Raw genomic sequence first — 22,843 nt, 5'->3', positions numbered from 1 at the left:
GCCCAGCCGCTTAAAGCCCTCTGCGCAGCCGAAGCGCTCCTCGAAGACGACGTCCTCGATGCTGCTTTCCCCCTCGGCGCAGAGCATGGCGGCAGCCAGCAGGGGCGCAGCGTCGGTGGCGAGGCCCGGATACACCCCTGTGAAGACCCTGCCCACCCCATACAGCCGCCCGAAGCGGGCTATTTCGGCCCGGTCTGCTCCCCGCTTCACGGTGCAGCCCATTTGTTCCAGAATTTCCAGTACCGGCTCGTAGAGTCCGGGCGGGCATCCGGCCAGTTCCACCCGCCCTCCGGCTGCAGCAGCGGCGCAGGCAAGCGTGGAGGCGAAGATGCGGTCGGGCAGAGGCGAAAAATCGCAGCCGGAGAGCGTCCGCCGCCCCTCGATGCGGATGGTAGATGTCCCCGCTCCTTCGATCTGTCCGCCGCAGCGGCGGAGGAAGTCCGCGAGGTCGGATATTTCCGGCTCCCGCGCAGCCCCCCGCAGCACCGTGGTGCCCCGGGCACAGACAGCGGCCAGCAGCAGGGTCTCGGTAGCCCCCACGCTGGGGAAACGGAGGGTGAAGTCAGCCCCGTGAAGCCCGCCCGGCGCGGCCAGCACCAGCCGTCCTGCCCCGGCATCCAGCTCTTTCGCCCCCATCCGGCCAAGCCCCTCGAGGTGCAGGTCGATGGGCCGCTGGCCGATGGGGCAGCCCCCGGGCAGGGAGGTCTCGGCCCGGCCCAGCCGCGCCAGCAGCGGTGCGCAGAAGAGGATGGAGGCCCGCATCCGGGCGGCAGCGTCCCCCGGCAGGGTACTGCACACCGGCGTGCCGCTGACGACTACGTCCGCCCCCTGCCGCCGGGCGTCACACCCTGCTCCCCGCAGCAGCGCAAGGCAGCACTCCACGTCCGACAGGGCCGGGACAGCCCGCAGCCGCACCGTCCCCCGGCAGAGCAGCGCCGCCGCAAGGAGCGGCAGCACGCTGTTTTTCGCCGCAGGCACCGCCGCCGTCCCGTTCAGCGGCCTCCCGCCCATCACCCAGATCCGCCCGCTCTCCTGTGTCATATCCCCGGCCCCCCGTTCTCGAAAAGATACCCCACAGTATGCGGAGGCGGAGAAATATGTTTGCAGTTTTGGCAAAAAGCTCTCCCTTTTGGGGAGCTGGCGCGTGAGCGCCTGAGAGGGCAAGGACAGCACGACAGAGCCGCTGTGCAGCGATAAGCAGCCCCTTTATCAGAGCGATGCTGTCGCGGGGTCAATATTCTTTGTCAGCGCCCTTGCCCTCTCCGTCTGCTGCGCAGACACCTCTCCCAAAGGGAGAGGCTTTTGCGCGCGGTCAAGCCTCATACCGCGATACCCCCAGCACCACCCCCATCTCTCCCAGCAGCATCATGAGACTGGTGCCGCCTGAGGAGAAAAAGGGCAGGGAGATACCGGTGTTGGGGATGGTGTTGGTAACGACGGCCACGTTCAGCACAGCCTGCAGCGCCACCTGCACCACGAACCCCACCACCAGCAGCGCCCCGAAGCGGTCGGGGGCGTGGGCAGCGATGACGATGCCCCGGCACAGCAGCAGCACGAACAGCCCCACCACTGCACAGGCACCCACGAAGCCCAGCTCCTCGCAGACGATGGAGAAGATGAAGTCGTTCTGCGGCTCGGGGACAAAAAGATGCTTCTGGCGGCTGCTGCCGAGGCCAAGGCCGGCGGCCCCGCCCGAGCCGATGGCGTAGAGGCTCTGGATGGTCTGGTGGCCGTCCCCCAGCGGGTCAGCGAAGGGGTCGAGCCACGACCGCAGCCGGTCGGCGGCGTAGGGCACGAGGTCGGGCATGACGGCCACTGCCGCCGCAACGGCCCCGATGCCGCCCGCCCCTGCCAGCAAGAACCACCGCAGCCCCGTGCCCCCTACGAACATCAGCACCGCCCCGATGCCGAGGATAAGGACGGTGCCAGAGAGATGAGGTTCCAGCAGCATCAGCGCTGCCACCACCCCCAGCACCAGCGCGAAGGGCAGCACCCCCACGCTGAAATCCTTCATCCGGTCGTGGTTCAGCGCGATGATGTGGGCGAACACCAGCACCACCGCGAACTTTGCGATCTCGCTGGGCTGCAAAGTGCCCAGCCCCGGGATGACCAGCCACCGCTTGCAGCCGTTGTACTCGGGCATGAAGAGCACCGCCGTCAGCATCACCAGCGACAGCCCCAGCACCGGCCATGCCAGCTTGTGAAAGATGTGGTAGTCCACCCGGCTGGCCAGCCCCATGCCGCACAGCCCCAGCGCCGCATAGAGCAGCTGAGGCCGCAGGTAGGCCCACGCATCCCCCCGCCGGTAGAGGGCCACAGCGCTGGACGCACTGGCCAGCATCACCAGCCCGAAGCCCACCAGCGTGAGCACCAAGATCAAAAACGGCAGGTCCATGCCGGGCATCGGGCGCAACAGCTTTTTCATCCTCTCCCCCCTTCCCTTTAGTGTACGCAGCCGCCCGGGCGGCTAGTCACACCGACCGCCGCATATCCTGTAGAGAGGGAGGTGCTGTCATGTCAAACGATTCCGACACCCTGCGCACCCTGCCGGAGCAGGCCTTCCGCGCCCGGGCGGGGCTTGTGGCGGGGGTGTTTTGCCTCATCTGCCTCGGGCTGGCGGTGCGGCTGCTGTTTTTGCAGGTGGTGGGCGGCGGCTGGTACGCCCAGCGCGCCCTCGGCCAGCAGCTGCGGGACACCGTCGTCCCCGCCGACCGGGGCCGCATCACCAGCGCCGACGGCCTCCTTCTCGCGGCCAACAGCAGCTGCTGGACCCTCCGGGCCTCCCCCCGGGAGATGCCGGAAGACCGCCTTACCCTTGCGGCCAAGGGCCTTTCCGACCTTCTGACACTGGACGAAAAGAAGCTGCTGGAAAAGTTCAGCGACCGCCGCTCCAACGACTGTCTTCTCCGCTACCGGGTGGACCGTCAGACCGCCGACGCCGTCCGGGACTTCTGCGAGGCCAACGGCATCACCGGCATCCGCATCCAGCAGGATTCCAAGCGCTGGTATCCACAGGGAGAATTTCTCGCGTCGGTGCTGGGCTTCACTAACGTGGACAACGCAGGCGTCTCGGGCCTCGAGCTGAAGTATGACGACCTGCTCACCGGCGAGAACGGCGTGGTGCTGACCGCCGTGAATGCGTGGGGCTACACCCTCGAGCAGAGCTATGAGACAGAGATCCCGCCCACCGAGGGGGACGGCCTCCGCCTCACCATTGACACGAACATCCAGCACTACCTCGAAAACGCGCTGGGCTATGCAGTGAAGGAGCACCATGTGGCGGCCCGGGCCGTGGGCATCGTCATGGACGTGAACACCGGGGCAGTGCTGGCCATGTCCACCACCCCCTCCTACGACCCCAATCAGCCCCGGGTGATCGCTGACAAAGCCGCCCGGGAGGCCGTGGAGGGTCTGACCGGCAGCGAGCGGGCGGCAGCGCTCCAGCTGGCCCAGCAGACCCAGTGGCGGAACAAGGCCGTCAGCGACCTCTACGAGCCGGGCAGCGTTTTTAAGCTCATCACCTGTGCGGCGGCGCTGGACACCGGGGCCATCGGCAAACATTCCAGCTTCTACTGCGGCGACTCCATCTCTGTAGCAGGCACTCGCTTCCACTGTGCCAACCACAAGCGCCACGGGGCGCAGACCGTGACGCAGGCGCTGGAAAACTCCTGTAACCAGAGCTTCATCCAGATTGGTGCACGGCTGGGCAAAGAGGCTTTCTGCGACTACTTCGCGGCCTTCGGACTCCGCGCCCCCACCGGCATCGACCTGCCTGCCGAGCCGAAAAAGAGCCTCTACTACACCGCCGAGCGGATGGGGCCTGTGGAGCTGGCCTCCTGCGCCTTTGGCCAGAGCAGCAAGGTCTCCTACCTCGAGATGGCGGCGGCGGTCTGCGCCGTGGTCAACGGCGGGCGGCTGATGCAGCCCTATGTCGTCTCGGACATCCTCGGCCCGGAGGGCGAGGTCATCGACCATCTCGCCCCGGTCTGCCGCCGCCGGGTGCTCAAGGAAGAGACCTCCCGCACCATGCGGGAGATGATGGAGGCTGTGGTGCTCTACGGCGGCGGACGGAACGCCCAGATCCCGGGCTACCGGGTGGGCGGCAAGAGCGGCACCAGCCAGAAGCTGGACAGCACCGACGAGAAAGCCCGCATCGCCAGCTTCGTGGCCGTGGCCCCCATCGACGAGCCCCAGTTCCTCTGCCTCGTCTGTCTCGATGAGCCTCACAGCTGGACGACGGCGGGAGGCAGCCTCTCGGCTCCGGTCTGCGCCGAGGTCCTTGAGCAGACGCTGGTCTATAAGGGCATCCCCCGGGCCAGCCTCCCTGCTCCCTCCACCGCTGAGACCTCCGCCGACCTCCCCGAAGACGGCGACAGCTTCGATGGGGCATGATTTTTTCGTAAAAGAAAAGACCGCCCGGAGGCGGTCTCGAGTGCATATTCTCCTTAGCTCTGCTGCGGCTGGTTGCGGAAGGTGATCTCGCCGGTGGCGCTGTCCATGGCATCGACGATGGCGAGGCTCTCCAGCTGGATGCCCTTGCTGCGGATCAGCTCGCCGCCCTGCTGGAAACCCTTCTCGACGGCGATGCCGATGCCCTCCACGGCGGCGCCGGCCTTCTCGGTCAGCTCCAGCAGACCCATCAGGGCGCAGCCGTTGGCAAGGAAGTCGTCGATGATGAGGACGTGGTCCTCCGGGGTGAGGAACTTCTTGGAGACGATGACGTTGTAAATTTTCTTGTGGGTGAAGGATTGGATCTTCGTCTCGTAGTTGTCGTAGTCGAGGTTGATGCTCATGGACTTCTTGGCGAACACCACCGGCACGTTGAACTCGCTGGCCACCACAGCCGCGATGCCGATGCCGCTGGCCTCGATGGTGAGCACCTTGTTGATGGGCTTGCCCGCGAACAGGCGCTTCCACTCCTTGGCCATCTCCCGGAACAGCGGGATGTCCATCTGGTGGTTGATGAAGCTGTCCACCTTCAGCACGTTGCCTTCGCGGACGATGCCGTCTTTGCGGATGCGGTCTTCCAGCATTTTCATGTTCTGTCTCTTCCTCCCTGATCTCCTGTCACAAAACGGTCGATATTTCATATCAGTATACCGGAAGCGGCCCCTGTTGGCAAGGCCCTTTCTGCCCAAATTTCGCCTCTTCTCCCCGGTTTTTTCAGCGCTTTGCGTTAAAAGTACGACTTTGTCCTTTCCTGTGCTCCGAGGCGCGTCCATCCGGGGGCAGATTTCTTCCGTTTTCTCTTGTTTTCTGCGCAAAATCGAGTATACTGGTAGCAACCGGAAACGGCTGCTGCGGCCTGTGGGGGCCGCGCCAGAAAAAAGGAGTCACCATATGAAAACAGGGCTAGTATTAGAGGGCGGTGCCATGCGCGGGATGTTCACCGCAGGCGTCCTCGATGTTCTCATGGAGCACGGCCTCACCACCGACGGCACCATCGGGGTATCCGCCGGTGCAGTGTTCGGCTGCAACTTCAAGTCTCATCAGATCGGGCGCGTCATCCGCTACAACACCGAGTATTGCGACGACAAGCGGTATGCCAGCTTCGGCAACCTGCTGCGCACCGGCAATCTCTATAGCGAGGATTTCTGCTACCACATCGTGCCGGAAAAACTCGACCCCTTCGACGAGGAGGCTTTCCACGCCTCGCCGATGGACTTTTTCGTCGTCTGCACCGACCTGCGCACCGGCGAGCCCATCTACCACAAGTGCCGCACCGGCGATGCCGAGGACGTGCGCTGGATGGAGGCCTCGGCGTCCATGCCGCTGGCCGCCAAGGCCGTCCGGATCGGCCACTATGCCCTTCTGGACGGCGGCGTAGCTGACTCCATCCCCGTCCGCTTCTTCGAGAGTCTGGGCTACAAGCGCAACATCATCATCCTGACCCAGCCCAAAGGCTTCGTAAAAAAGAAAAATCCCTTCCTGCCTGCCATCCGGGCGCGGTATCTGCGCTACCCTGCCTTCGTAGCAGCGGTGGCCGACCGCCACGAGCGGTACAACGAGACGCTCTCCTATATCGCCATGCAGGAATCCACCGGCAGGGACTTTGTCATCCGCCCGCCTATCCCGCTGGAGATCGGCGCCATGGAGCGCGACCCCGCCCAGCTGCGCCGGGTCTACGATACCGGCCGCGCCGTGGCGGAGAATCAGCTGGATAAGATCGAGGCTTTCCTGAATGAAGTGAAGGCGATGGAGGAATAACCTCTCCGTCACGCCTACGGTTCACGGTCAGCCGCCTCTTTATCCAACCTCTCAGTCTGCTTCGCAGACAGCTCCCCTAGTAGGGGAGCCTCTGGCGAAGAGATAAAGCTTTCCGCCATGCCAAGGCCTCCCCTCGGTAGGGGAGGTGGCAGCGTGTAAGCGCTGACGGAGAGGTTATCCCCTAACAGAAAAAAGCAGGCCTCCGCCCGGAAGGGCGGAGGCCTGCTTTGCTTTTATCTCTTACGGGACATCGGTCTCGGAGATGGGCGTATCCAGCTCATCGGCGGGCGCGGAGGCGTCCGCTGCTGCTTTTCTGCCCTTCTTCTCCTTGCGGGGCGCTTTCTCCTTTTCGGGCTTGCCGCCCTTGGGGCCGCGCTTGCTGCGAATGCGCTTTGCCAGCAGCAGGAGCAGCACCAGCAGGGCCGCGCCGCCGGCGCAGAACGCCCAGACGGGAAGTTTGCTGGGCACAAAGGCCACTTCCACTTCGGTGCCGGTGGCGGTGAAGGTGGTGTAGCTGCCGAAGCTGCCCGTCTCCACTCGCTGCCAGCTGCCGTCGGCCTGCTTGACGTAGACCTTGCCCTCGGCCTTGCCCGGGGTCAGGTAGCGGATCTGATGGGTCTCGTTGCCGTCGTCGGTGAACTCCAGCAACCACTGCTCGGTGACGCCATGGACGTCGGCTGTGATGTCCTGCTGGGTGACCTGCACCGCGTTGGAGCCGCCGAAGAAGCCGTCCACATAGAAGACCGGGCGACCGTTCTCACGGGTCACGCTGCTGCCCAGCGCCGGGATGTAGGAGGTGTACTCCACATTCACTACGGTGTCGGTGTGGAGGGCATCCAGCACGGGGGTGCTCCACTCGGCGTAGTAGCCCTCCTTCTGGGGGATCTCCGGGTAGTCGGCCTCCGTGAAGGACGCGCCGTAGTCGAAGCTGATCTTCTTGATGGTGTGGCCGTCAGCCTTGAAGACGAGGTTCAGCTTGCGGAAGGCCGTGGGCAGGCCCTCCTGCGCGAGCAGGGTCTCATAAGTGACCGGCTCGGCCTGACCGGCCCGGCTCAGGCGGTCGATGCCCTGCAGGTCGTCGGAGACGAAGAGGTTGCCCACGAAGCTGCCGTCCTGACCGCCGGAGATGGCGCCCACATACTGCTGGCCTGCCAGCACCGAGACGAGGGCGCGGTTGTTGATGGCGATAAGACTGCCGTCGGTGAGGTCGCTGTCGCTGCCCTGACCCACGATGCCGCCGACATACTTCTCACCGCTGAGGGCGCATTTTGCCCAGTTGCTGCGGAGCTTTGCGCTGGCCGCACCAGCGATGCCGCCCACCTGATTGACGCCGGTGACGTCGCCGTAGGACTCGCAGGCCGTCACAAGGCCCAGCTCCTCCTGACCCACGATGCCGCCGACCATGTCCTTCTTGGCGGTGACGCTGCCCTCGTTGGTGTTGCTGATGAGGACGGCGCTGACGGTGTAGGAGGTGCGCAGGAGCGAGGTGCCCTCGTCCTTGTTGTCCTCCTCGGGGTCCAGCAGGTTCTCGACGCCCATGGTGCCGGCGATGCCGCCCACGTTCATGTCGGCGTCAATGGTGCCCCGGTTGATGCTGTTCTCGATCTTGCCGTCGGACTGGGCGGCGATGAGGTCTTCGGACTCATCCTCATAGATGGTCTTGCTGCCCGGATCGCTGATCTCCTGCACGGCGTCCAGCATCAGGTTGGACACGACGCTGACCTGTGCGGTCACGGCCCGCATCTTGGCGGTCAGCTGCTCGCTGGAAGCCCGCATGGTGCTGTTGATGTCCTCCATCTTATCGGTCAGGCCGCTGACCGCATCAAAGAGGGAGTCCTTGGTGTTGGTCAGCTCTGCCGAGGGACGGGGCACCTTGATGGGGTCCTGCTGGTTGAGCCAGTGGAGGATGTCGCGGGTCTGGCTCATCATGTCGGTCAGCCCGCCGAGGCCGTCCTGCAGCTGGCCCAGCGCCACAGAGGTATGGACCAGCGTTGCGCTGGTGAGGGCGGCGTCGGTCTTGAGCAGGTCGATGGAGTCGCTCAGGTCGTCCATGCCATCGCTGAGCTTATCGGACGCATCTCTCAGCCTTTCGATGCCGCTCTTGATGTCGTCTGCGCCGTCCAGACCGCCGACCCAGTCCTTGATGCTGCCCATGATGTCGTCGGTGATGCTGCCCATCCCGGTCAGGGCGTCAGAGGTCTTGGTCAGGGCCGACGCCAGCTCGGGATGGTCGGCGGCAGAGACGGCCTTAGCCGCACTGCCCACGATGCCGCCCATCTGGGTCGTGATGGTGGAGATGGTTCCGATGGCGCTGGCGATCTGAGAGGTCGCGCGGGCGATGTCACTGTCGTTGGACAGGAGGGATGCCGTCCGCAGCAGGCCCATGCCTGCGGTGACGGCCTTCATGGCCGGAGAGAGGCCGCTGCCCAGCGTAAAGACGCTGGCCACAGAGTTGGCCACCTTCAGCAGCTCGATGCCGGTCTTGAGGTTCTGATCGGACTTTGTATCCGGGGAGAGGGAGTCGTAGGCCGAGAGGATGCCGGAGATGGCCTGCGAGGCGGCGGTGTCGTCGCCGGTGTTGATGGATTCCAGCAGCTTCTTGATGCCGTTGGAGATACCATGCAGGCCGTCGCGGTTATCTGCGGCGGCGTCTGACACCTTATCCAGACTGTCGCTGGTCTTGGCAAGGGCGCGGGAGGCCATCAGCATCTCCGCAGCCATCTCGCGGATGGCCCACTTGAGGCTGCCGGTGGCTTCGGTGAGCTTGGTCATGGCGTCCTCGCCGGTGTCCATGACCGGCTCCAGCTTGGTGAGGGTATCGGCCAGCAAAGTGGAGGCGCGGTCGATCTCGTCGGCCACCTCATCGCCGTAGTCGCTGGCCTGATCGTCCAGCTGGCGGGCCGTGGCAATAGCGGTATCCATCTGGCTGGTCATAGCGTTGAAGGAATTGGAGATGCTGGTGGTGGAGTTCTCGATGACGCCGGTGGTGTCGTCCACGAGGCCCCGTAGCACATCCAGCTCGGAGCGGAGGCGGCGGATGGTGTCCTTGGACAGGTCCAGCTCCCGGTAAGGCTCGGCCTGACCGGCGATGCCGCCCACGTCCTTGCGGCCCAGCACACGGCCCTGATTGACGCAGCCGGACACGAGGCCGTCGGTGCGGCCCACGATGCCGCCCACATTGTAGCCGATGTGCTCGTAGCCGATGGTGCCGGTGTTGACGCTGGTGAGGATCATGCCGGAGGAGCGGCCCGCGATGCCGCCGGTATCGGTGGCGACATTGGTGGTGGAGCTGCCGCTGTTGTCGGAGGAGTCGATGCTGGCCTTCCGACTGTTGATGTAATCCACCATTTTTGCCGTGAAGCCGTCGGTATCCAGCGAGGCCTCCTGATACTCGGTGTTGATGCTGCCGACGTTCGTACAGCCGGTAATGGCGCCGAGGTTGTAGCCGGTGATGCCGCCGGTGGCAGACTTGCCGGTGACGATGGCCCGGGCGGTACAGTGGTCGATGGTGCCCTCGGCCTCGTTGCGGCCCACGATGCCGCCCACTTCGCTGTCACCGGTGACGACGCCGGTGAACTGGCAGCTGATGAGGGTGCCGTGGTTGATGCCCACGATGCCGCCGGTGGTGGTGTCCTTGGTGTCCGAGACGGACACGACGCCCCGCACGCTCAGGGACTCGATGGAGCCTTTTTCCTCCACGATGCCGAAGAGACCCGCCGGGGAGTACTCGCCCGACACCGTCAGGTCGGAGATGGTATGTCCGTTGCCCTTGAACTGTCCGCTGAAGGACGGGATGGGCGCCCAGAACATCCCCTCAAGGGAGAGGTCCTGCTGCAGGACGACGGTCTTGCCCACCGACCACTGATCGTAGGCACAGCTCTTGGCCAGCGAAAGCAGGTCCGAGACGCTGTTGATGTAAATGGTATCGCTGTCGTCAGACGCAAACACCGGCAGAGCGATGCTCAGCGTCAGCACAGCGGCCAGAAGCGCAGCCGTCAGGCGGCGCAGCAGCTTATTCTTCTTCATTCTGCACCTCCTGCGGTCTGTTGTCATCCAGTTCCTGCGCCACATTGCCCGAGATGACCGTCAGCTGGACGTCACCGTCCACGATGGCGTTCATCGTACCGGCCACAGAGCCGTGGATCTCGCCCTGCACGATGCCGTTGACCCGCATCCGGCCATTGCCGCTGCTGCGTGCCACCAGCTTGGGCACGGCGAAGCTCGTCTTATCAACGATTTTAGAGCCAACCAGCAGGATCTGGGGCAGGACGAAGAGGACGAGGAAAATGGAGATGATGGTGCCTCGGCCAAGGCACTGGCCGATGCCCACGATGCAGGCGTCGGAGGTCATCTGGCCGATAAGGGTGCCCGACACGGCCATGATCGTGCCGGAGGTCAGGATGGTGGGGAAGGCAAAGTTGATGGTCTCGATCATGGCCTGCTCGTGATCCATCTTGTCCTTCAGCTCGCTGAAGCGGGTACCGATGACGATGGCGTAGTCGATGTTCGCACCCATCTGGATGGAGCTGACGATCAGGTAGCCCATGAAATAGAGGTTGGTGTGGGAGAAATAAGGGAAGGAGAAGTTGAGCCAGATGGCGCCCTGAATGACCACGATGAGCAGCAGGGGCATACCCACCGACTGGAAGGTGAACAGCAGCACCAGCAGGACGATGAAGATGGACACGACGCTGACGACGACGTTGTCGATGGCGAAGGACTTCTGGAAATCGTACTCGTTGGTGGCGTCACCGGCCATGTACAGCTCACCGTCCGGGTAATACTTCCGGGCGATGGAGCGGATTGTATCGGTGAACTCATAGGTCGTCTGGCCGGCCTCCAGCGAGGGGCTGAGGTAGATGAGGACGCGGTTGTACTTGTCGCCCTGCAGCTGAGCCAGTGCGCTCTCCATCTTCTCCCGGGCCTCGTGGAGGTCGTCCAGTTCCTCCTGCGAGAGGGAAACGATGCCGGTGTCGGCCTCGTCGCAGACGTAGAGGAACATATCCACAAGGGGCACCCGGTACGAGGCGAAGTTGCCGATGATCTGGCCGTACTCCTCGTTCTCGATGGCGTAGGCGGTGTAGACGAGCTGGGCGGCCTCGTAGTCGAGGTCGGCCATCTCGGAGAACTGGCGGGCGGTGAGCTTGTCTTCCAGCATATAGCCGTCCTGGGCCTCAATGTTGGACAGGCCCTGCGTGTGGTCGATCTCGTCGTAGCTTTCCAGCTCCTCCAGCATCTTTTTCTCGACGCTGTAGTCGTCATTCTTAGGGTAGACGAGGGCCACGAGGTTGGATTTCGTAAAGTTTTCCTCGATCATCTGGTCCGCGATGAGGGATTCGTTCATCTTGGGCACCTTGATGACATCGTAGCCGTAGGCGTAGGGGCAGAGGCTCGAGAAGTGGTAGGCGATGAGGATGACCACCACGAAGATGGCGGGGACGATCTTACGGGTACGCCATGCAAAGCGGCCCACGAAGGGGATGTCCGGCACGAAGTTCTTGTGCTTGGTCTTGTCCATGTAGGGGCCGAAGAGCATCAGCAGACCAGGCATGACCACGAACACCGAGATCATCGAGAATAGGATGGCCTTGATGAGGCAGGTGGCCATATCCGCGCCGATCTTGAACTGCATGAACAGCATGGCCACCAGACCACCGATGGTGGTCAGGGAGCTGGAGCTGATCTCCGGGATGCTCTTGCTCAGCGACTCGATGACAGCTTCCTTCAGCGGCATGGTCTGGTGCTCTTCTTTAAAGTGGTTGCAGAAGATGATGGCATAGTCCAGCGACAGGGCCAGCTGCAGGATGTTCGTCACCGAGTTGGAGACGAAGGAGATGGTGCCCAGCAGGAAGTTGGTGCCCATGTTCAGGATCATGCCCACCACGAAGGTGAGGATGAGGACGGGCACCTCGGCGTAGGTCTGGGAGGTGAAGATCAGCACCACCACAATGATGACGGCGACGTACACCATGATGACCCGCACCTCGGCATCAATGGTCTCCTGCTGGGTGTTGCCCAGCGAGGTGGAGACGTAGATGTCGTAGTCGGCCAGATACTCCTTCACCCGGTCGAGGGCCTCGAGGCACTGGTCGTCCTCCTCGGGGTAGTCGAAGGTGATGGAGTAGAGAGCCGATACCGAGTCCTTATTGTAGTGGTCTGTGGTGTCGTCGTAGTCCAGCATCTGGACGCCCTTCAGCTCGGTGAGCTGATCGGAAAGCGCGTCGGCCTCGTCGGGGGTGATGTTAGCCACCATGACGTCGGCAGAGCCGTAGGTCGTGAACTGATCCTCCATGATGTCCAGACCCAGACGTGTCTCTGAGGTCTTGGGCAGATAGGTGGTCATGTCCGTCTCGACCTTGACCCATTTCACCGCGAATACCGTGAAAATGGTCGCCAGAACGACGAACAGGAACACAAGGTTGCGGCGCTCTACGATCTGGCGCGCAAGCTTGTGCATAAAGTCTATCTGCGGTTTTTCGTGTTCGTTCAAAGCGTCTGACCTCCTTTACGATGGTTTGTCGGCAGTTTCATCCCCGGGGATGGGCTGCACAGTCGTCTCATAAGCAACCTCCGTCTGATACACAACTTTTGGTGATTTTGTTAAAATTCACACGGCAATATTTGTACAAATGATATAATAAAGCCCGACCTGTCAAAATGCAATCAACAAAGCCGCTCGAATGATAAAATTAACCCATTCTTTGCCAGAGCAAAGCGTGCCTCAATGCCTGCGCCGCCTGCGCGGGCCTGCATTGACATAGCCGAACACCGTGCCGCACACGCCGCCGACGATATGCATGAAGTTGGCCACATTGTCCCGCACAAAGATGATGTCATACACCTGCTGGCCCAGATAGAGCGCCGCCACCAGCAGCATGGTCACCGGGATGCCGCCGGAAAAGCCGGACAGGGACGCCAGCATGATGAGCATAAAGACGATGCCCGACGCCCCCAGCAGGGCCGTGCGGGGGAACAGAAGGCACTGCAATACGCCCGAGATGAGGGCCGTGAGCAGGATGCCCTTCAGAAGCGGCAGACTGCCGTACTTTTCCTCCATCGGCGGGCCGACCACCAGCAGCAGGAGCATATTGTTGATGAAGTGGTCCCAGCTGCCGTGCCCCAGCACATGGCCGAGGAGCCGGAAATAGAACAGCGGGTCTTTCAGCGAGGAGCGGTAGACGCTGAACAGATGGGTGGTGGTCCAGCCGCCGGTGTACCGGCCCAGAAACAGTGCCCCCAGCGAGAGGAGGAAAAATGTCAGGATGACCGGCGAATTGTACTGGACCGCCAGCGTGAATTTAGGTCGTTTCGTGTCTGTTTCCTTCTTTCCCAGCGGGCCGTCCGGGCCGCAAGCTGCGTGATGAAGCAATGATACCACAAGTTCCAAGGCTTTTCCAGATTTTTTCCGCCAGAGAAGCCGATTTTCCGACCCTTCAGCCCCGGGTCTGCACCCAGTAGGCACCCATGCTCTGGCCGGGCTGGTCGGTGACTTCGTCCCGGAGGTAGTCTGCAAGGCCCACGGCCTCCGGCTGCCAGCTGCGGGCGGCCTCCACGGTGGGGTACTCCACCTCGGCGTACCAGAACTCCGTGGGCTGGCCCTCGTCCACATGGTTCACCTCCAGCACCGCGCCGTCGGGCAGCCGGTAGCTGCGGCGGAGCTTCGGGATGAGGGGCTTCGCAATGATCTTCGTCTCAAGGTCGCGGAAGAGTACTTCGTCGATGTCCCGCTCGATCTCCTCCCGGGCCAGCCCGCCGCCCGACTTGAAGCAGAGGACATAGCTGGTCTTTCCTCCGGCGAGGGCCTCTTCCCGGATGCGGACGGTGGGCTGCACGCTGATGTAGCCCTGCCGCATGGCAAACTCCTCCTCCAGCACCAGCCCCTCCGGCCAGCCCGTCACCATCCATTTGCGCTCGATCTCCATGATGTTTTCCTTCCTTTCGGTGGTTTTTGTATTTATTCTAGCACACTTTTATGGTATTATAAATGGTGAGTTGGCCAAGGGATAACCTCTCCGTCACGGCTGACGCCGCGCCACCTCCCCTATCGAGGGGAGGCCTTGGCATGGCGGAAAGCTTTCCCTCTTCGCCAGAGGCTCCCCTCGGTAGGGGAGCTGTCGAGCGAAGCGAGACTGAGAGGTTGTACGAAGAAAAGCCTACCCTCATACCGCTGTCGTAACCGAAAGGTCCAACATTTTATAAGGAGTCCCCATGAAATCAGACCGCACCTACCCCATCTATAAAGTAAATAAAAAAGCCGAGGCCAGCCTTGTGGGCGGACACCCGTGGGTGTACGAGAACGACATCCTCGCCTTCCCCGAGAGCGAGCCGGAGAACGGCACCCTCGCCGACGTGGTGAGCACCAAGGGTGCCTACCTCGGCACCGGCTTCATCTCCCTCAAGAGCAAGATCCGCGTTCGTCTCATCTCCCGCAACGCCAACGATACCTTCGACGCCAGCTTCTGGCGGCGTCGGGTGGAGTATGCGTGGGCCTACCGTAAGACCGTCCTTGAGCCGGATGACCTCTCGGCCTGCCGGGTCATCTTTGGTGAGGCCGACCAGTTCCCGGGCCTGACCGTGGACCGCTTCAACAACATCCTCGTCACCCAGACCCTCAGCGTGGGGATGGAGAAGCTCAAGCCCCTCCTCTTCCCCCTCCTCGCCGAGGTGCTGCGGGCCGACGGCCAGACCATCGACGGCATCTACGAGCGGAACGATGAGGCTCTGCGCGCCAAGGAGGGCCTCGGGCAGAACAAGGGCTGGTTCGAGCTGCCGGGTGAGACGCACCCCGCCTCCACCCAGACCGAGATCTGCGAGAACGGCGTCTACTACCACGTCGATTTCGAGAACGGCCAGAAGACCGGTTTCTTCCTCGACCAGAAGTACAACCGCCGGGCTGTGGCACGCCTCGCCGCCGGACACACCGTGCTGGACTGCTTCACCCACACCGGCAGCTTCGCCCTCAACGCCGCCAGCGGCGGCGCGGCCCGGGTCACGGCGGCAGACATCAGCGCCGACGCCATCGCCATGGCCCAGCGGAACGCCGCACGCAACGGCCTGACCAACATGGACTTCCTCTGCGAGGACACCTTCGAGCTTCTGCCCCGCCTCGAGAAGGAGGGCCACCCCTACGACTTCATCATCCTCGACCCGCCTGCCTTCACCAAGGCACGCCGCACCGTGGAAAACGCCATGCGCGGCTACAAGGAGATCAACTACCGGGCCATGAAGCTCCTGCCCCGGGGCGGCTACCTCGCCACGGCCAGCTGCTCCCACTTCGCCACCGAGGAGCTGTTCATCAAGATGCTCCGCTCCGCCGCCAAGGACGCCCACCGCCAGCTGCGCCAGATCGAAGTCCGCCAGCAGGCCCCCGACCACCCCATCCTCTGGGGCGTGCCGGAGACGAATTATCTGAAGTTTTTCCTGTTTCAGGTGATCTAAAGCCTCTCCCTTTGGGAGAGGTGGCATTGCGGAGCAATGACGGAGAGGGCAAGCCCGGTATGACAGACCCTCCGCACAGCGATAATCAAACACCCTTTGTCAGAGCGGCGTTATCGCAGCGTCCGTGCTTCCCCGTCCGCATCCTTGCCCTCTCAGGCGCTCACGCGCCAGCTCTCCCAAGGGGAGAGCCTTTGCAATAGTCATACCCTCCGCGCAAAACTCCAAAATTTCGAGAGTCGGTTTGTGCAGAATCGTCAAATCTGTCTATTGCCTTTTTCGGCCTCTTCGGCTATAATCAACGCATAGACAGCAACGGCGCTGTGAGTCACCTCCTGACTCGCAGCGTCGTTTCGTTTAACCAAATATTTCGCGGGCAGGGGTCTCCCCTCTCCGCGCAAAAATTCACGGCAAGCTGAAGCATTTTGTTCAAGGAAGGAGTAGGTAGTTATGGGAGCAACTGTTATGGAGATCTACGGCAGCAAAGTCTTTAACGAGCACGTCATGAAGGAGCGTCTTCCCAGCGCTACCTATAAGAGCCTCGAGAAGACCCTGCACAAGGGCGCACCTCTGGACATCGAGGTCGCAAACGTCGTGGCCAGCGTCATGAAGCGCTGGGCAATGGAGCTGGGTGCCACCCACTACACCCACTGGTTCCAGCCTCTGACCGGCATCACCAGCGAGAAGCACGATGGCTTCGTCTCCCCCGTGGGCGACGGCACCGCCATCATGGAGTTCAACGGCAAGGAGCTTGTCCGCGGCGAGCCGGATGCCTCCTCCTTCCCCTCCGGCGGCCTGCGTGCCACCTGTGAGGCCCGCGGCTACACCGCATGGGACCCCACCAGCTACGCTTTTGTGAAGGACGACGTCCTCTGCATCCCCACCGCCTTCGTCAGCTACACCGGCGAGGCTCTGGACAAGAAGACTCCCCTGCTGCGCTCCATGAACGCGCTCTCCAATCAGGCCATCCGCGTGCTGAAGCTCTTCGGCAAGGATGTGGACTACGTCTCCACCACCGTCGGCCCCGAGCAGGAGTACTTCCTCATCAAGAAGGAGGACTACGAGGCCCGTCAGGACCTCATCCTCACCGGCCGCACCCTCTTTGGCGCACCTTCGGCCAAGGGTCAGGAGCTGGAAGAGCACTACTTCGGCGTCATCCGCCCCGAGGTCTCCGCGTTCATGAAAGAGCTGGACGAGGAGCTGTGGAAGCTGGGCGTCCCCGCCAAGACCAAGCACAACGAGGTGGCCCCCTGCCAGCATGAGCTGGCCCCCATCTTCGATACCACCAACGTCGCCATCGACCACAACCTGCTGACGATGGAGATGATGAAGAAGCTGGCCCCCAAGTACGGCCTCGTCTGTCTGCAGCATGAGAAGCCCTTCGAAGGCGTCAACGGCAGCGGCAAGCACAACAACTGGTCCATGTCCACCACCCATGAGAATCTGCTGGACCCGGGCGACACCCCCATGGAGAACCTGCAGTTCCTCGTCTTCCTCGCCGCTGTCATCAAGGCAGTCGATGAGTACGCCGACCTGCTGCGCACCTCCGTCGCTACCCCCGGCAACGACCACCGTCTGGGTGCCAACGAGGCACCTCCGGCCATCATCTCCATCTTCGTGGGCGAAGAGCTGGAGGCCGTCATCGACGCCATCGCTTCCGATTCTCCCTACGCCGGCCCCGTCAAGATGAAGATGGATCTGGGCGTGGATGTCCTGCCCAAGTTCAGCAAGGACACCACCGACCGCAACCGTACCTCCCCCTTCGCCTTCACCGGCAATAAGTTCGAGTTCCGTATGCCCGGCTCTGCCGAGAACCTGAGCGACGCCAACACCATCCTGAACACCGCTGTCGCCAAGGAGCTGAAAGGCTACGCCGACGAGCTGGAGAAGGCCGACGACTTCACCAGCGCCGCCATCGCCCTCATCAAGCGCACCATCCGCGACCACCGCCGCGTCATCTTCAACGGCAACGGCTACACCGCCGAGTGGGAGGCCGAGGCAGCAAAGCGCGGCCTGCCCAACAAGAAGAACACACCCGCCGCTCTGCCCGCCCTCATCGACCCGAAGAACATCCAGCTGATGGAGGACTTCGGCGTCCTGACCAAGGTGGAGATGGAGAGCCGGTACGAGGTCGAGCTGGAGCACTACTCCAAGATCATCAACATCGAGGCCCTGACCATGCTGGAGATGGCCCGCAAGCAGCTGCTGCCCGCCATCAACGCCTACATGAGCGAGGTCGCCAATACCGCTGCCTCCAAGCTGGCCGTCAGCGAGAGCCTGAGCGTCCGCAGCGAGACGAAGACGCTGAGCCACCTGTCCGCCGATGCCGACGCCATGAGCGACGCCATCGACGAGCTGCAGGCAGCCGTCGATGCCGCCAAGGCCCTCTCCGACGAGAGCGCAAAGGCCGTCGCCTTCCACGACGATGTGCTGCTCAAGATGGACGCCCTCCGCGCCGCCGCTGACGACGCCGAGACCATCTGCGGCGAGGACTACTGGCCTCTGCCCAGCTACAGCAAGATGCTTTACTACGTTTGAGCTTCTCGCATCAGCGCAGAATAAAGCACCTTGGGCTGAGGCGCTTCTCTAAGTCATTCTCCTTTTCCTATTTCTTACACCAGCCTGAAGACCTGCTCCTGTATGGGGGCAGGCCTTTGGGCGTTTTTTAAGAGGACACACTATGAGCTATACGACACAGCAGGACATCCTCGATTTCGTCGAGGACAATAACGTAAAATTTGTCCGCTTCGCGTTCTGTGACATCTTTGGCGTTCAGAAGAACATCGCCGTGCTGGCCAGCGACCTGCCCAAGGCGCTGGAAGAGGGCGTCTGCTTCGACGGCAGCTCCATTGCGGGCTTCATGCATGTGGAGGAGAGCGACCTTGTCCTCCGGCCCGACCTGTCCACCACGACCATCCTGCCCTGGCGCACCGCCGAGGGGCGGGTGATGCAGTTCTTCTGCGACGTGGAAAAGCCGGACAACGCCCCCTTCGGCGGCAACTGCCGCGGCTTCCTGCGGGACATCAACCGCCGGTTCCGAAATCTGGGCCTGAGCTGCAATGTAGGCACCGAGTGCGAGTTCTATCTCTTCGAAAACGACGACCATGGCCGTCCCACCCGCATCCCCATCGACGCAGGCGGCTATTTCGATGTGGCTCCGCTGGATGCAGGCGAGAACCTGCGCCGGGACATCTGCCTGACCATGGAGCAGATGGGCCTTGCGCCCCAGCACAGCCACCACGAGAACGGCCACGGCCAGAACGAGATCGATTTCCACTACGCAGGCCCCCTGCGGACTGCCGACAACATCTTCCTGTTCAAGCAGATCGTCCGGGCCGTGGCCGCCAGCAACGGCTTCCACTCCAGCTTCCTGCCCAAGCCCCTGCCCGATCAGGCCGGCAGCGGACTCCACATCAACTTCTCGCTGTCCATGGACGGCAGGAACCTCTTTGAGGGCGACATCGCCCCCGACAGCATCCCCGGCAGCTTCATGGCGGGCATCCTCCGCCACAGCCGGGAGCTGACGGCCTTCACCAACCCCCTGCCCAACAGCTACCTCCGCTTCGGCTGTGACGAAGCCCCCCGCTATGTGAGCTGGAGCCGCCAGAACCGCAGCCAGCTCATCCGCATCCCGCAGGTGAGGGGCAACAACTGCCGGATGGAGCTGCGCAGCCCCGACCCGGCCTGCAACCCCTACCTCGCCATCGGCCTCGTGCTGGCGGCAGGCCTCGATGGCATCGAGAACCGGATGCAGCTGTCTGCCCCTGTCAACCGCAACCTCTTTATCCCGACCGAGGCTGTCGGCCTCGGCCTCGAGACCCTGCCCGCCTCGCTGGAAGAGGCCGTGGAGGTGGCCAAGGGCAGCGAGTTCCTGCACAAGTTCCTGCCCGACGAGCTGAGCCGGCGCTACTACGCCGAGGCCCTGCGCCGGTGCGAGGCGCTGAAGAACGCCGCCGACCCGATCGAATACGAGCGCGTCCACTACTTCAATGCCATCTGAGACAGCATGACATGAGAAAGGAGTGAGCCGTATGGGACGTGCCCTGATCGTAAGCGCAGGCGCAAGCTCGAACGAATATATCTCCGCACGCCTGACTGAGCTAGGCTATGCGCGGCCCCTCATCGTGCCCAGCGCGGCGGAGGCGAGGCGGCGGATGCTGGAATCCGACTTCGAACTGATCGTGGTCAACGCGCCTCTGCCGGATGAGTTCGGCCATGAGCTGTGCGCCGACGCCGTGGAAAAGACCGACGCGGGCGTGGTGTTTCTGGCCAAAGCCGCTGTCGCCGAGCAGCTTCTGACCCCTCTGAGCGAGCAGGGGGTGCTGCTGGTGACAAAGCCCTTCTCCAACACATTTTTCCTACAGGCCATCCATATGGCCGCCGCCAGCAACCACCGCCTGCTGCTCCTGCGTCAGGAGAACCAGCGGCTGCAGGAAAAGCTGGCGCAGGTGCGGCTGGTCAGCCGCGCCAAGTGCTGCCTCATCGAGCTGGGTCACATGACCGAGGCCGAGGCGCATCGCTGCATCGAAAAAAAGGCAATGGACACCCGGCGCGACCGCACCGAAGTCGCGCAGGAGATCCTGGACTCCTACGACCCCGCGCAGTGATATATTTGAAGCACTGCGCCCCCACAGCGGGAAAGCATATGTTTCAAGACCATCTGTAAATAGAGGAGAATACTATGGCAAAATTTATTTTCGTGACCGGCGGCGTCGTCTCCGGTCTGGGCAAAGGCATCACCGCCGCCTCTCTGGGCCGACTGCTGAAGTGCCGCGGCCTCAAGGTAGCCAGCCAGAAGCTGGACCCCTATGTGAATGTGGACCCGGGCACCATGAGCCCCCTGCAGCACGGCGAGGTCTTCGTCACCGACGACGGCACTGAGACCGACCTCGACCTCGGCCATTACGAACGCTTCATCGACGAGAACCTGAACAAGTACTCGAACCTGACCACCGGCAAGGTGTACTGGAACGTGCTGAACAAGGAGCGTCAGGGCGCTTACCTCGGCCAGACCGTCCAGATCATCCCCCACATCACCAACGAGATCAAGAGCTACATCTACAATCTGGCCTCCTCTACCGAGGCTGATGTGGTCATCACTGAGATCGGCGGCACCACCGGCGACATCGAGAGCCAGCCCTTCCTTGAGGCCATCCGTCAGGTGGGCCTCGAGCAGGGCAAGGAGAACTGCTGCTTCATCCATGTCGTCCTCGTGCCCTACATCTCCGGTTCGGACGAGTACAAGTCCAAGCCCGCACAGCACTCCGTCAAGGAGCTGCAGGGCATGGGCGTCAGCCCCGACATCATCATCCTTCGCGCCGACGGCAGCGTGGGCAGCGACATCCGCCGGAAGATCAGCACCTTCTGCAATGTCAAGCCCGAGTGCGTCATCGAGAACCTGACCATGCCCAGCCTCTACCAGTGCCCGCTGATGCTCCACACCGGCGGCTTGGACGATGTGGTGGTCAGGCAGCTCCACCTCGACGTCCCCCCCGCCGACCTCACCGAGTGGAAGGAGATGCTGTCCCGGATCGCCACCCGCACCAAGACCTGCACCATCGCCCTCGTGGGCAAGTACGTCAAGCTGCACGATGCCTATCTGTCGGTCATGGAGAGCCTCTATCACGCCGGCTTTGAGAACGACAGTCAGGTGGAGATCAAGTGGGTCGAGAGCGAGGACCTGCCCGATCAGGCCGCCTGCCGGGAGGCTTTTGCGGACGTGGACGGCATCATCGTGCCCGGCGGCTTCGGCGACCGCGGCATCGAGGGTATGATCCAGGCCGCACAGTATGCCCGTGAGAACCATGTCCCCTACTTCGGCATCTGCCTCGGTATGCAGATCATGGTGATGGAGTTCGCCCGCCACGTTCTGGGCTACGCCGACGCCAATTCCAGCGAGTTCACCCCGGAGGGCCATCACAACGTCATCGACCTGATGGCCGACCAGCAGGGCAACATCCCCAAGGGCGGCACCATGCGTCTGGGCAAGTACCCCTGCGCCGTCCTGCCCGGCACCAAGATGGCCGAGTGCTACGGCCAGAGCGAGATCTGGGAGCGCCACCGCCACCGCTACGAGTTCAACAACGAATACCGTCAGGAGATGCAGGATGCCGGTCTTGTCATCTCGGGCACCAGCCCCGACGGCCGCCTCGTGGAGACCGTTGAGCTGCCGGGCCGCGATTTCCACCTCGGCGCACAGTTCCACCCCGAGTTCAAGAGCCGCCCCAACCGCGCACACCCCCTGTTCAAGGGCTTCATCGCCGCCGCGCTGAAGGCCAAGAAGGAGAAGATGGGGCACTGAAACAGATAACAAAAGCCTCCGATTTTCTGCGAAAATCGGAGGCTTTTGTTTCTAATATGTAACTCTTACTTACTTGCTGGCCTTGGTGCACTTCTTCCGTGCGGCGGTCTTGCGGGCAGGCTTTGCGGCGGGAGCCTTGGCGGCAGGGGCAGCAGCCTTTGCAGCCGGAGCGGCCTCGGCGGGCTTCTCCTCAGCCTTGGCGGGGGCAGTCTCTGCCTTGACCTCGGCAACCTTCTCGACAGCCTTTTCAGCGGCCTTGGCAGCGGACTTCTTGGCCGCAGGCTTCTTCTCGGTCTTCGGCTCAGCCTTGGGGGCTGCTTTCTTGGCGGCAGGCTTCTTCGCTGCGGGCGCAGCCTTCTCCTCAGCCTTCGCTGCGGGCGCAGCCTTTTCCTCGGCCTTTGCGGCGGCGGGGACAGCGGCCTCAGCCTTGGCCTCAGCGGGCTTGTCCTCGGCCTTGGGGGCGTGCTTTGCACGGTCCTTTACCTCCGAGATGGTCCACAGCTGGTCCTCACCAGCCGTCTCCTGCCAGATCTGGAGGACAGCGCCATCGGCGGTGCCCATGCCCACGGTGTCGATGCACTTGCCTGCGGCCCACATGGAGCGCAGACGGACGGTGCCCGCCGGGGTCGGCTCCACCTTCCACATCTGGGACGTGCCGCCCACGTCCTCCCACAGGTGCAGCCATGTGCCGTTGGCGGTGCCGGTCATCATCAGGTCGATGAGCTTGCCGGAGGCGCGGTTGCGGATACGGTAGACGCCATCACCCTCCCGGACGAAGGCCCACTCCTGCTCGGGCGCGTGCCCGTACTTGCCCAGACGGATGCTGCCGCCATCCTTGGCGTTCTCCACAGCCTGAATGACGCTGCCGGTCTTGGCGGCGATGGTGTAGAAGCGGGCTGC

15 protein-coding genes are annotated in these 22,843 nt (G+C 62.9%); 7 read left to right on the top strand and 8 right to left on the bottom strand.

Features of this window, described 5'->3' with window-relative positions; translation table 11 throughout:
- Together ACT8X9_RS07855 and ACT8X9_RS07850 are read right to left on the bottom strand one after the other, a co-directional pair.
- Nucleotides 1–1,041 (bottom strand): UDP-N-acetylglucosamine 1-carboxyvinyltransferase (locus ACT8X9_RS07855; protein ID WP_444268631.1); only part of this gene is annotated, 1,041 nt, incomplete at its 3' end.
- A gap of 271 nt (nt 1,042–1,312) precedes the next feature.
- On the bottom strand, nt 1,313–2,425 hold the full coding sequence (locus ACT8X9_RS07850) for an FtsW/RodA/SpoVE family cell cycle protein (protein WP_227619891.1): 1,113 nt from the start codon (nt 2,423–2,425) through the stop codon (nt 1,313–1,315).
- Nucleotides 2,426–2,514: 89 nt separating this feature from the next.
- Between ACT8X9_RS07850 and ACT8X9_RS07845 the strand changes: the two genes are divergently transcribed.
- On the top strand, nt 2,515–4,392 hold the full coding sequence (locus ACT8X9_RS07845) for a peptidoglycan D,D-transpeptidase FtsI family protein (RefSeq protein ID WP_444268630.1): 1,878 nt from the start codon (nt 2,515–2,517) through the stop codon (nt 4,390–4,392).
- A gap of 53 nt (nt 4,393–4,445) precedes the next feature.
- On the opposite strand, the gene ACT8X9_RS07840 is transcribed toward ACT8X9_RS07845, so the two are convergent.
- Complete coding sequence (locus ACT8X9_RS07840; RefSeq protein WP_444268629.1) at nt 4,446–5,039, bottom strand: xanthine phosphoribosyltransferase; 594 nt, start codon at nt 5,037–5,039, stop codon at nt 4,446–4,448.
- Between the two features lie 301 nt (nt 5,040–5,340).
- Between ACT8X9_RS07840 and ACT8X9_RS07835 the strand changes: the two genes are divergently transcribed.
- On the top strand, nt 5,341–6,207 hold the full coding sequence (locus ACT8X9_RS07835; protein ID WP_227619895.1) for a patatin-like phospholipase family protein: 867 nt from the start codon (nt 5,341–5,343) through the stop codon (nt 6,205–6,207).
- A 240-nt stretch (nt 6,208–6,447) separates the two neighbouring features.
- On the opposite strand, the gene ACT8X9_RS07830 is transcribed toward ACT8X9_RS07835, so the two are convergent.
- The 4 genes from ACT8X9_RS07830 to ACT8X9_RS07815 form a co-directional block, all read right to left on the bottom strand.
- Entirely contained in the window at nt 6,448–10,233 is a 3,786-nt protein-coding gene (locus tag ACT8X9_RS07830) for a hypothetical protein (protein WP_444268628.1), read from the bottom strand.
- Nucleotides 10,220–12,697 (bottom strand): efflux RND transporter permease subunit, encoded by a 2,478-nt coding sequence (locus ACT8X9_RS07825; protein ID WP_227619897.1) that lies wholly within the window; start codon nt 12,695–12,697, stop codon nt 10,220–10,222. Before ACT8X9_RS07825 ends, ACT8X9_RS07830 begins: the two co-directional genes overlap by 14 nt.
- A 231-nt stretch (nt 12,698–12,928) precedes the next feature.
- Nucleotides 12,929–13,498, bottom strand: coding sequence for a rhomboid family intramembrane serine protease (locus tag ACT8X9_RS07820; RefSeq protein WP_444268632.1), 570 nt, complete (start codon nt 13,496–13,498; stop codon nt 12,929–12,931).
- Between the two features lie 142 nt (nt 13,499–13,640).
- Nucleotides 13,641–14,129 (bottom strand): CYTH domain-containing protein, encoded by a 489-nt coding sequence (locus ACT8X9_RS07815; RefSeq protein ID WP_444268627.1) that lies wholly within the window; start codon nt 14,127–14,129, stop codon nt 13,641–13,643.
- Nucleotides 14,130–14,415: 286 nt separating this feature from the next.
- Between ACT8X9_RS07815 and ACT8X9_RS07810 the strand changes: the two genes are divergently transcribed.
- The 5 genes from ACT8X9_RS07810 to ACT8X9_RS07790 all read left to right on the top strand — a co-directional run bounded on the left by ACT8X9_RS07810 (nt 14,416) and on the right by ACT8X9_RS07790 (nt 21,943).
- The gene (locus ACT8X9_RS07810; protein WP_444268626.1) at nt 14,416–15,645 is read left to right on the top strand and encodes a class I SAM-dependent rRNA methyltransferase; all 1,230 of its coding nucleotides are present in this window, start codon (nt 14,416–14,418) and stop codon (nt 15,643–15,645) included.
- A 447-nt stretch (nt 15,646–16,092) separates the two neighbouring features.
- The gene (locus ACT8X9_RS07805; protein WP_444268625.1) at nt 16,093–18,180 is read left to right on the top strand and encodes a glutamine synthetase III family protein; all 2,088 of its coding nucleotides are present in this window, start codon (nt 16,093–16,095) and stop codon (nt 18,178–18,180) included.
- Between the two features lie 142 nt (nt 18,181–18,322).
- Nucleotides 18,323–19,642, top strand: a complete 1,320-nt coding sequence (locus ACT8X9_RS07800) for a glutamine synthetase family protein (protein ID WP_444268624.1) — start codon at nt 18,323–18,325, stop codon at nt 19,640–19,642.
- Nucleotides 19,643–19,673: 31 nt separating this feature from the next.
- Nucleotides 19,674–20,249, top strand: coding sequence for an ANTAR domain-containing response regulator (locus tag ACT8X9_RS07795; protein ID WP_227619902.1), 576 nt, complete (start codon nt 19,674–19,676; stop codon nt 20,247–20,249).
- A gap of 74 nt (nt 20,250–20,323) precedes the next feature.
- Complete coding sequence (locus ACT8X9_RS07790; RefSeq protein ID WP_412589572.1) at nt 20,324–21,943, top strand: CTP synthase; 1,620 nt, start codon at nt 20,324–20,326, stop codon at nt 21,941–21,943.
- A gap of 69 nt (nt 21,944–22,012) precedes the next feature.
- On the opposite strand, the gene ACT8X9_RS07785 is transcribed toward ACT8X9_RS07790, so the two are convergent.
- The coding region (locus ACT8X9_RS07785) for an RICIN domain-containing protein (protein ID WP_444268623.1) at nt 22,013–22,843 on the bottom strand (831 nt) is incomplete at its 5' end.

The organism is Faecalibacterium sp. (genome assembly GCF_052358865.1).
GTDB lineage: Bacteria > Bacillota > Clostridia > Oscillospirales > Ruminococcaceae > Faecalibacterium > Faecalibacterium butyricigenerans.
The sequence above is the reverse complement of the archived record's forward strand: the minus strand, read 5'-3'. Positions and strand labels throughout refer to the sequence as shown.

Coding starts and splice junctions, on each gene's coding strand:
- ACT8X9_RS07805 (WP_444268625.1), top strand. CDS start 16,093: ATGGGAGCAACTGTTATGGAGATCTACGGCAGCAAAGTCTTTAACGAG.
- ACT8X9_RS07835 (WP_227619895.1), top strand. CDS start 5,341: ATGAAAACAGGGCTAGTATTAGAGGGCGGTGCCATGCGCGGGATGTTC.
- ACT8X9_RS07850 (WP_227619891.1), bottom strand. CDS start 2,425: ATGAAAAAGCTGTTGCGCCCGATGCCCGGCATGGACCTGCCGTTTTTG.
- ACT8X9_RS07845 (WP_444268630.1), top strand. CDS start 2,515: ATGTCAAACGATTCCGACACCCTGCGCACCCTGCCGGAGCAGGCCTTC.
- ACT8X9_RS07840 (WP_444268629.1), bottom strand. CDS start 5,039: ATGAAAATGCTGGAAGACCGCATCCGCAAAGACGGCATCGTCCGCGAA.
- ACT8X9_RS07815 (WP_444268627.1), bottom strand. CDS start 14,129: ATGGAGATCGAGCGCAAATGGATGGTGACGGGCTGGCCGGAGGGGCTG.
- ACT8X9_RS07830 (WP_444268628.1), bottom strand. CDS start 10,233: ATGAAGAAGAATAAGCTGCTGCGCCGCCTGACGGCTGCGCTTCTGGCC.
- ACT8X9_RS07810 (WP_444268626.1), top strand. CDS start 14,416: ATGAAATCAGACCGCACCTACCCCATCTATAAAGTAAATAAAAAAGCC.
- ACT8X9_RS07800 (WP_444268624.1), top strand. CDS start 18,323: ATGAGCTATACGACACAGCAGGACATCCTCGATTTCGTCGAGGACAAT.
- ACT8X9_RS07790 (WP_412589572.1), top strand. CDS start 20,324: ATGGCAAAATTTATTTTCGTGACCGGCGGCGTCGTCTCCGGTCTGGGC.
- ACT8X9_RS07795 (WP_227619902.1), top strand. CDS start 19,674: ATGGGACGTGCCCTGATCGTAAGCGCAGGCGCAAGCTCGAACGAATAT.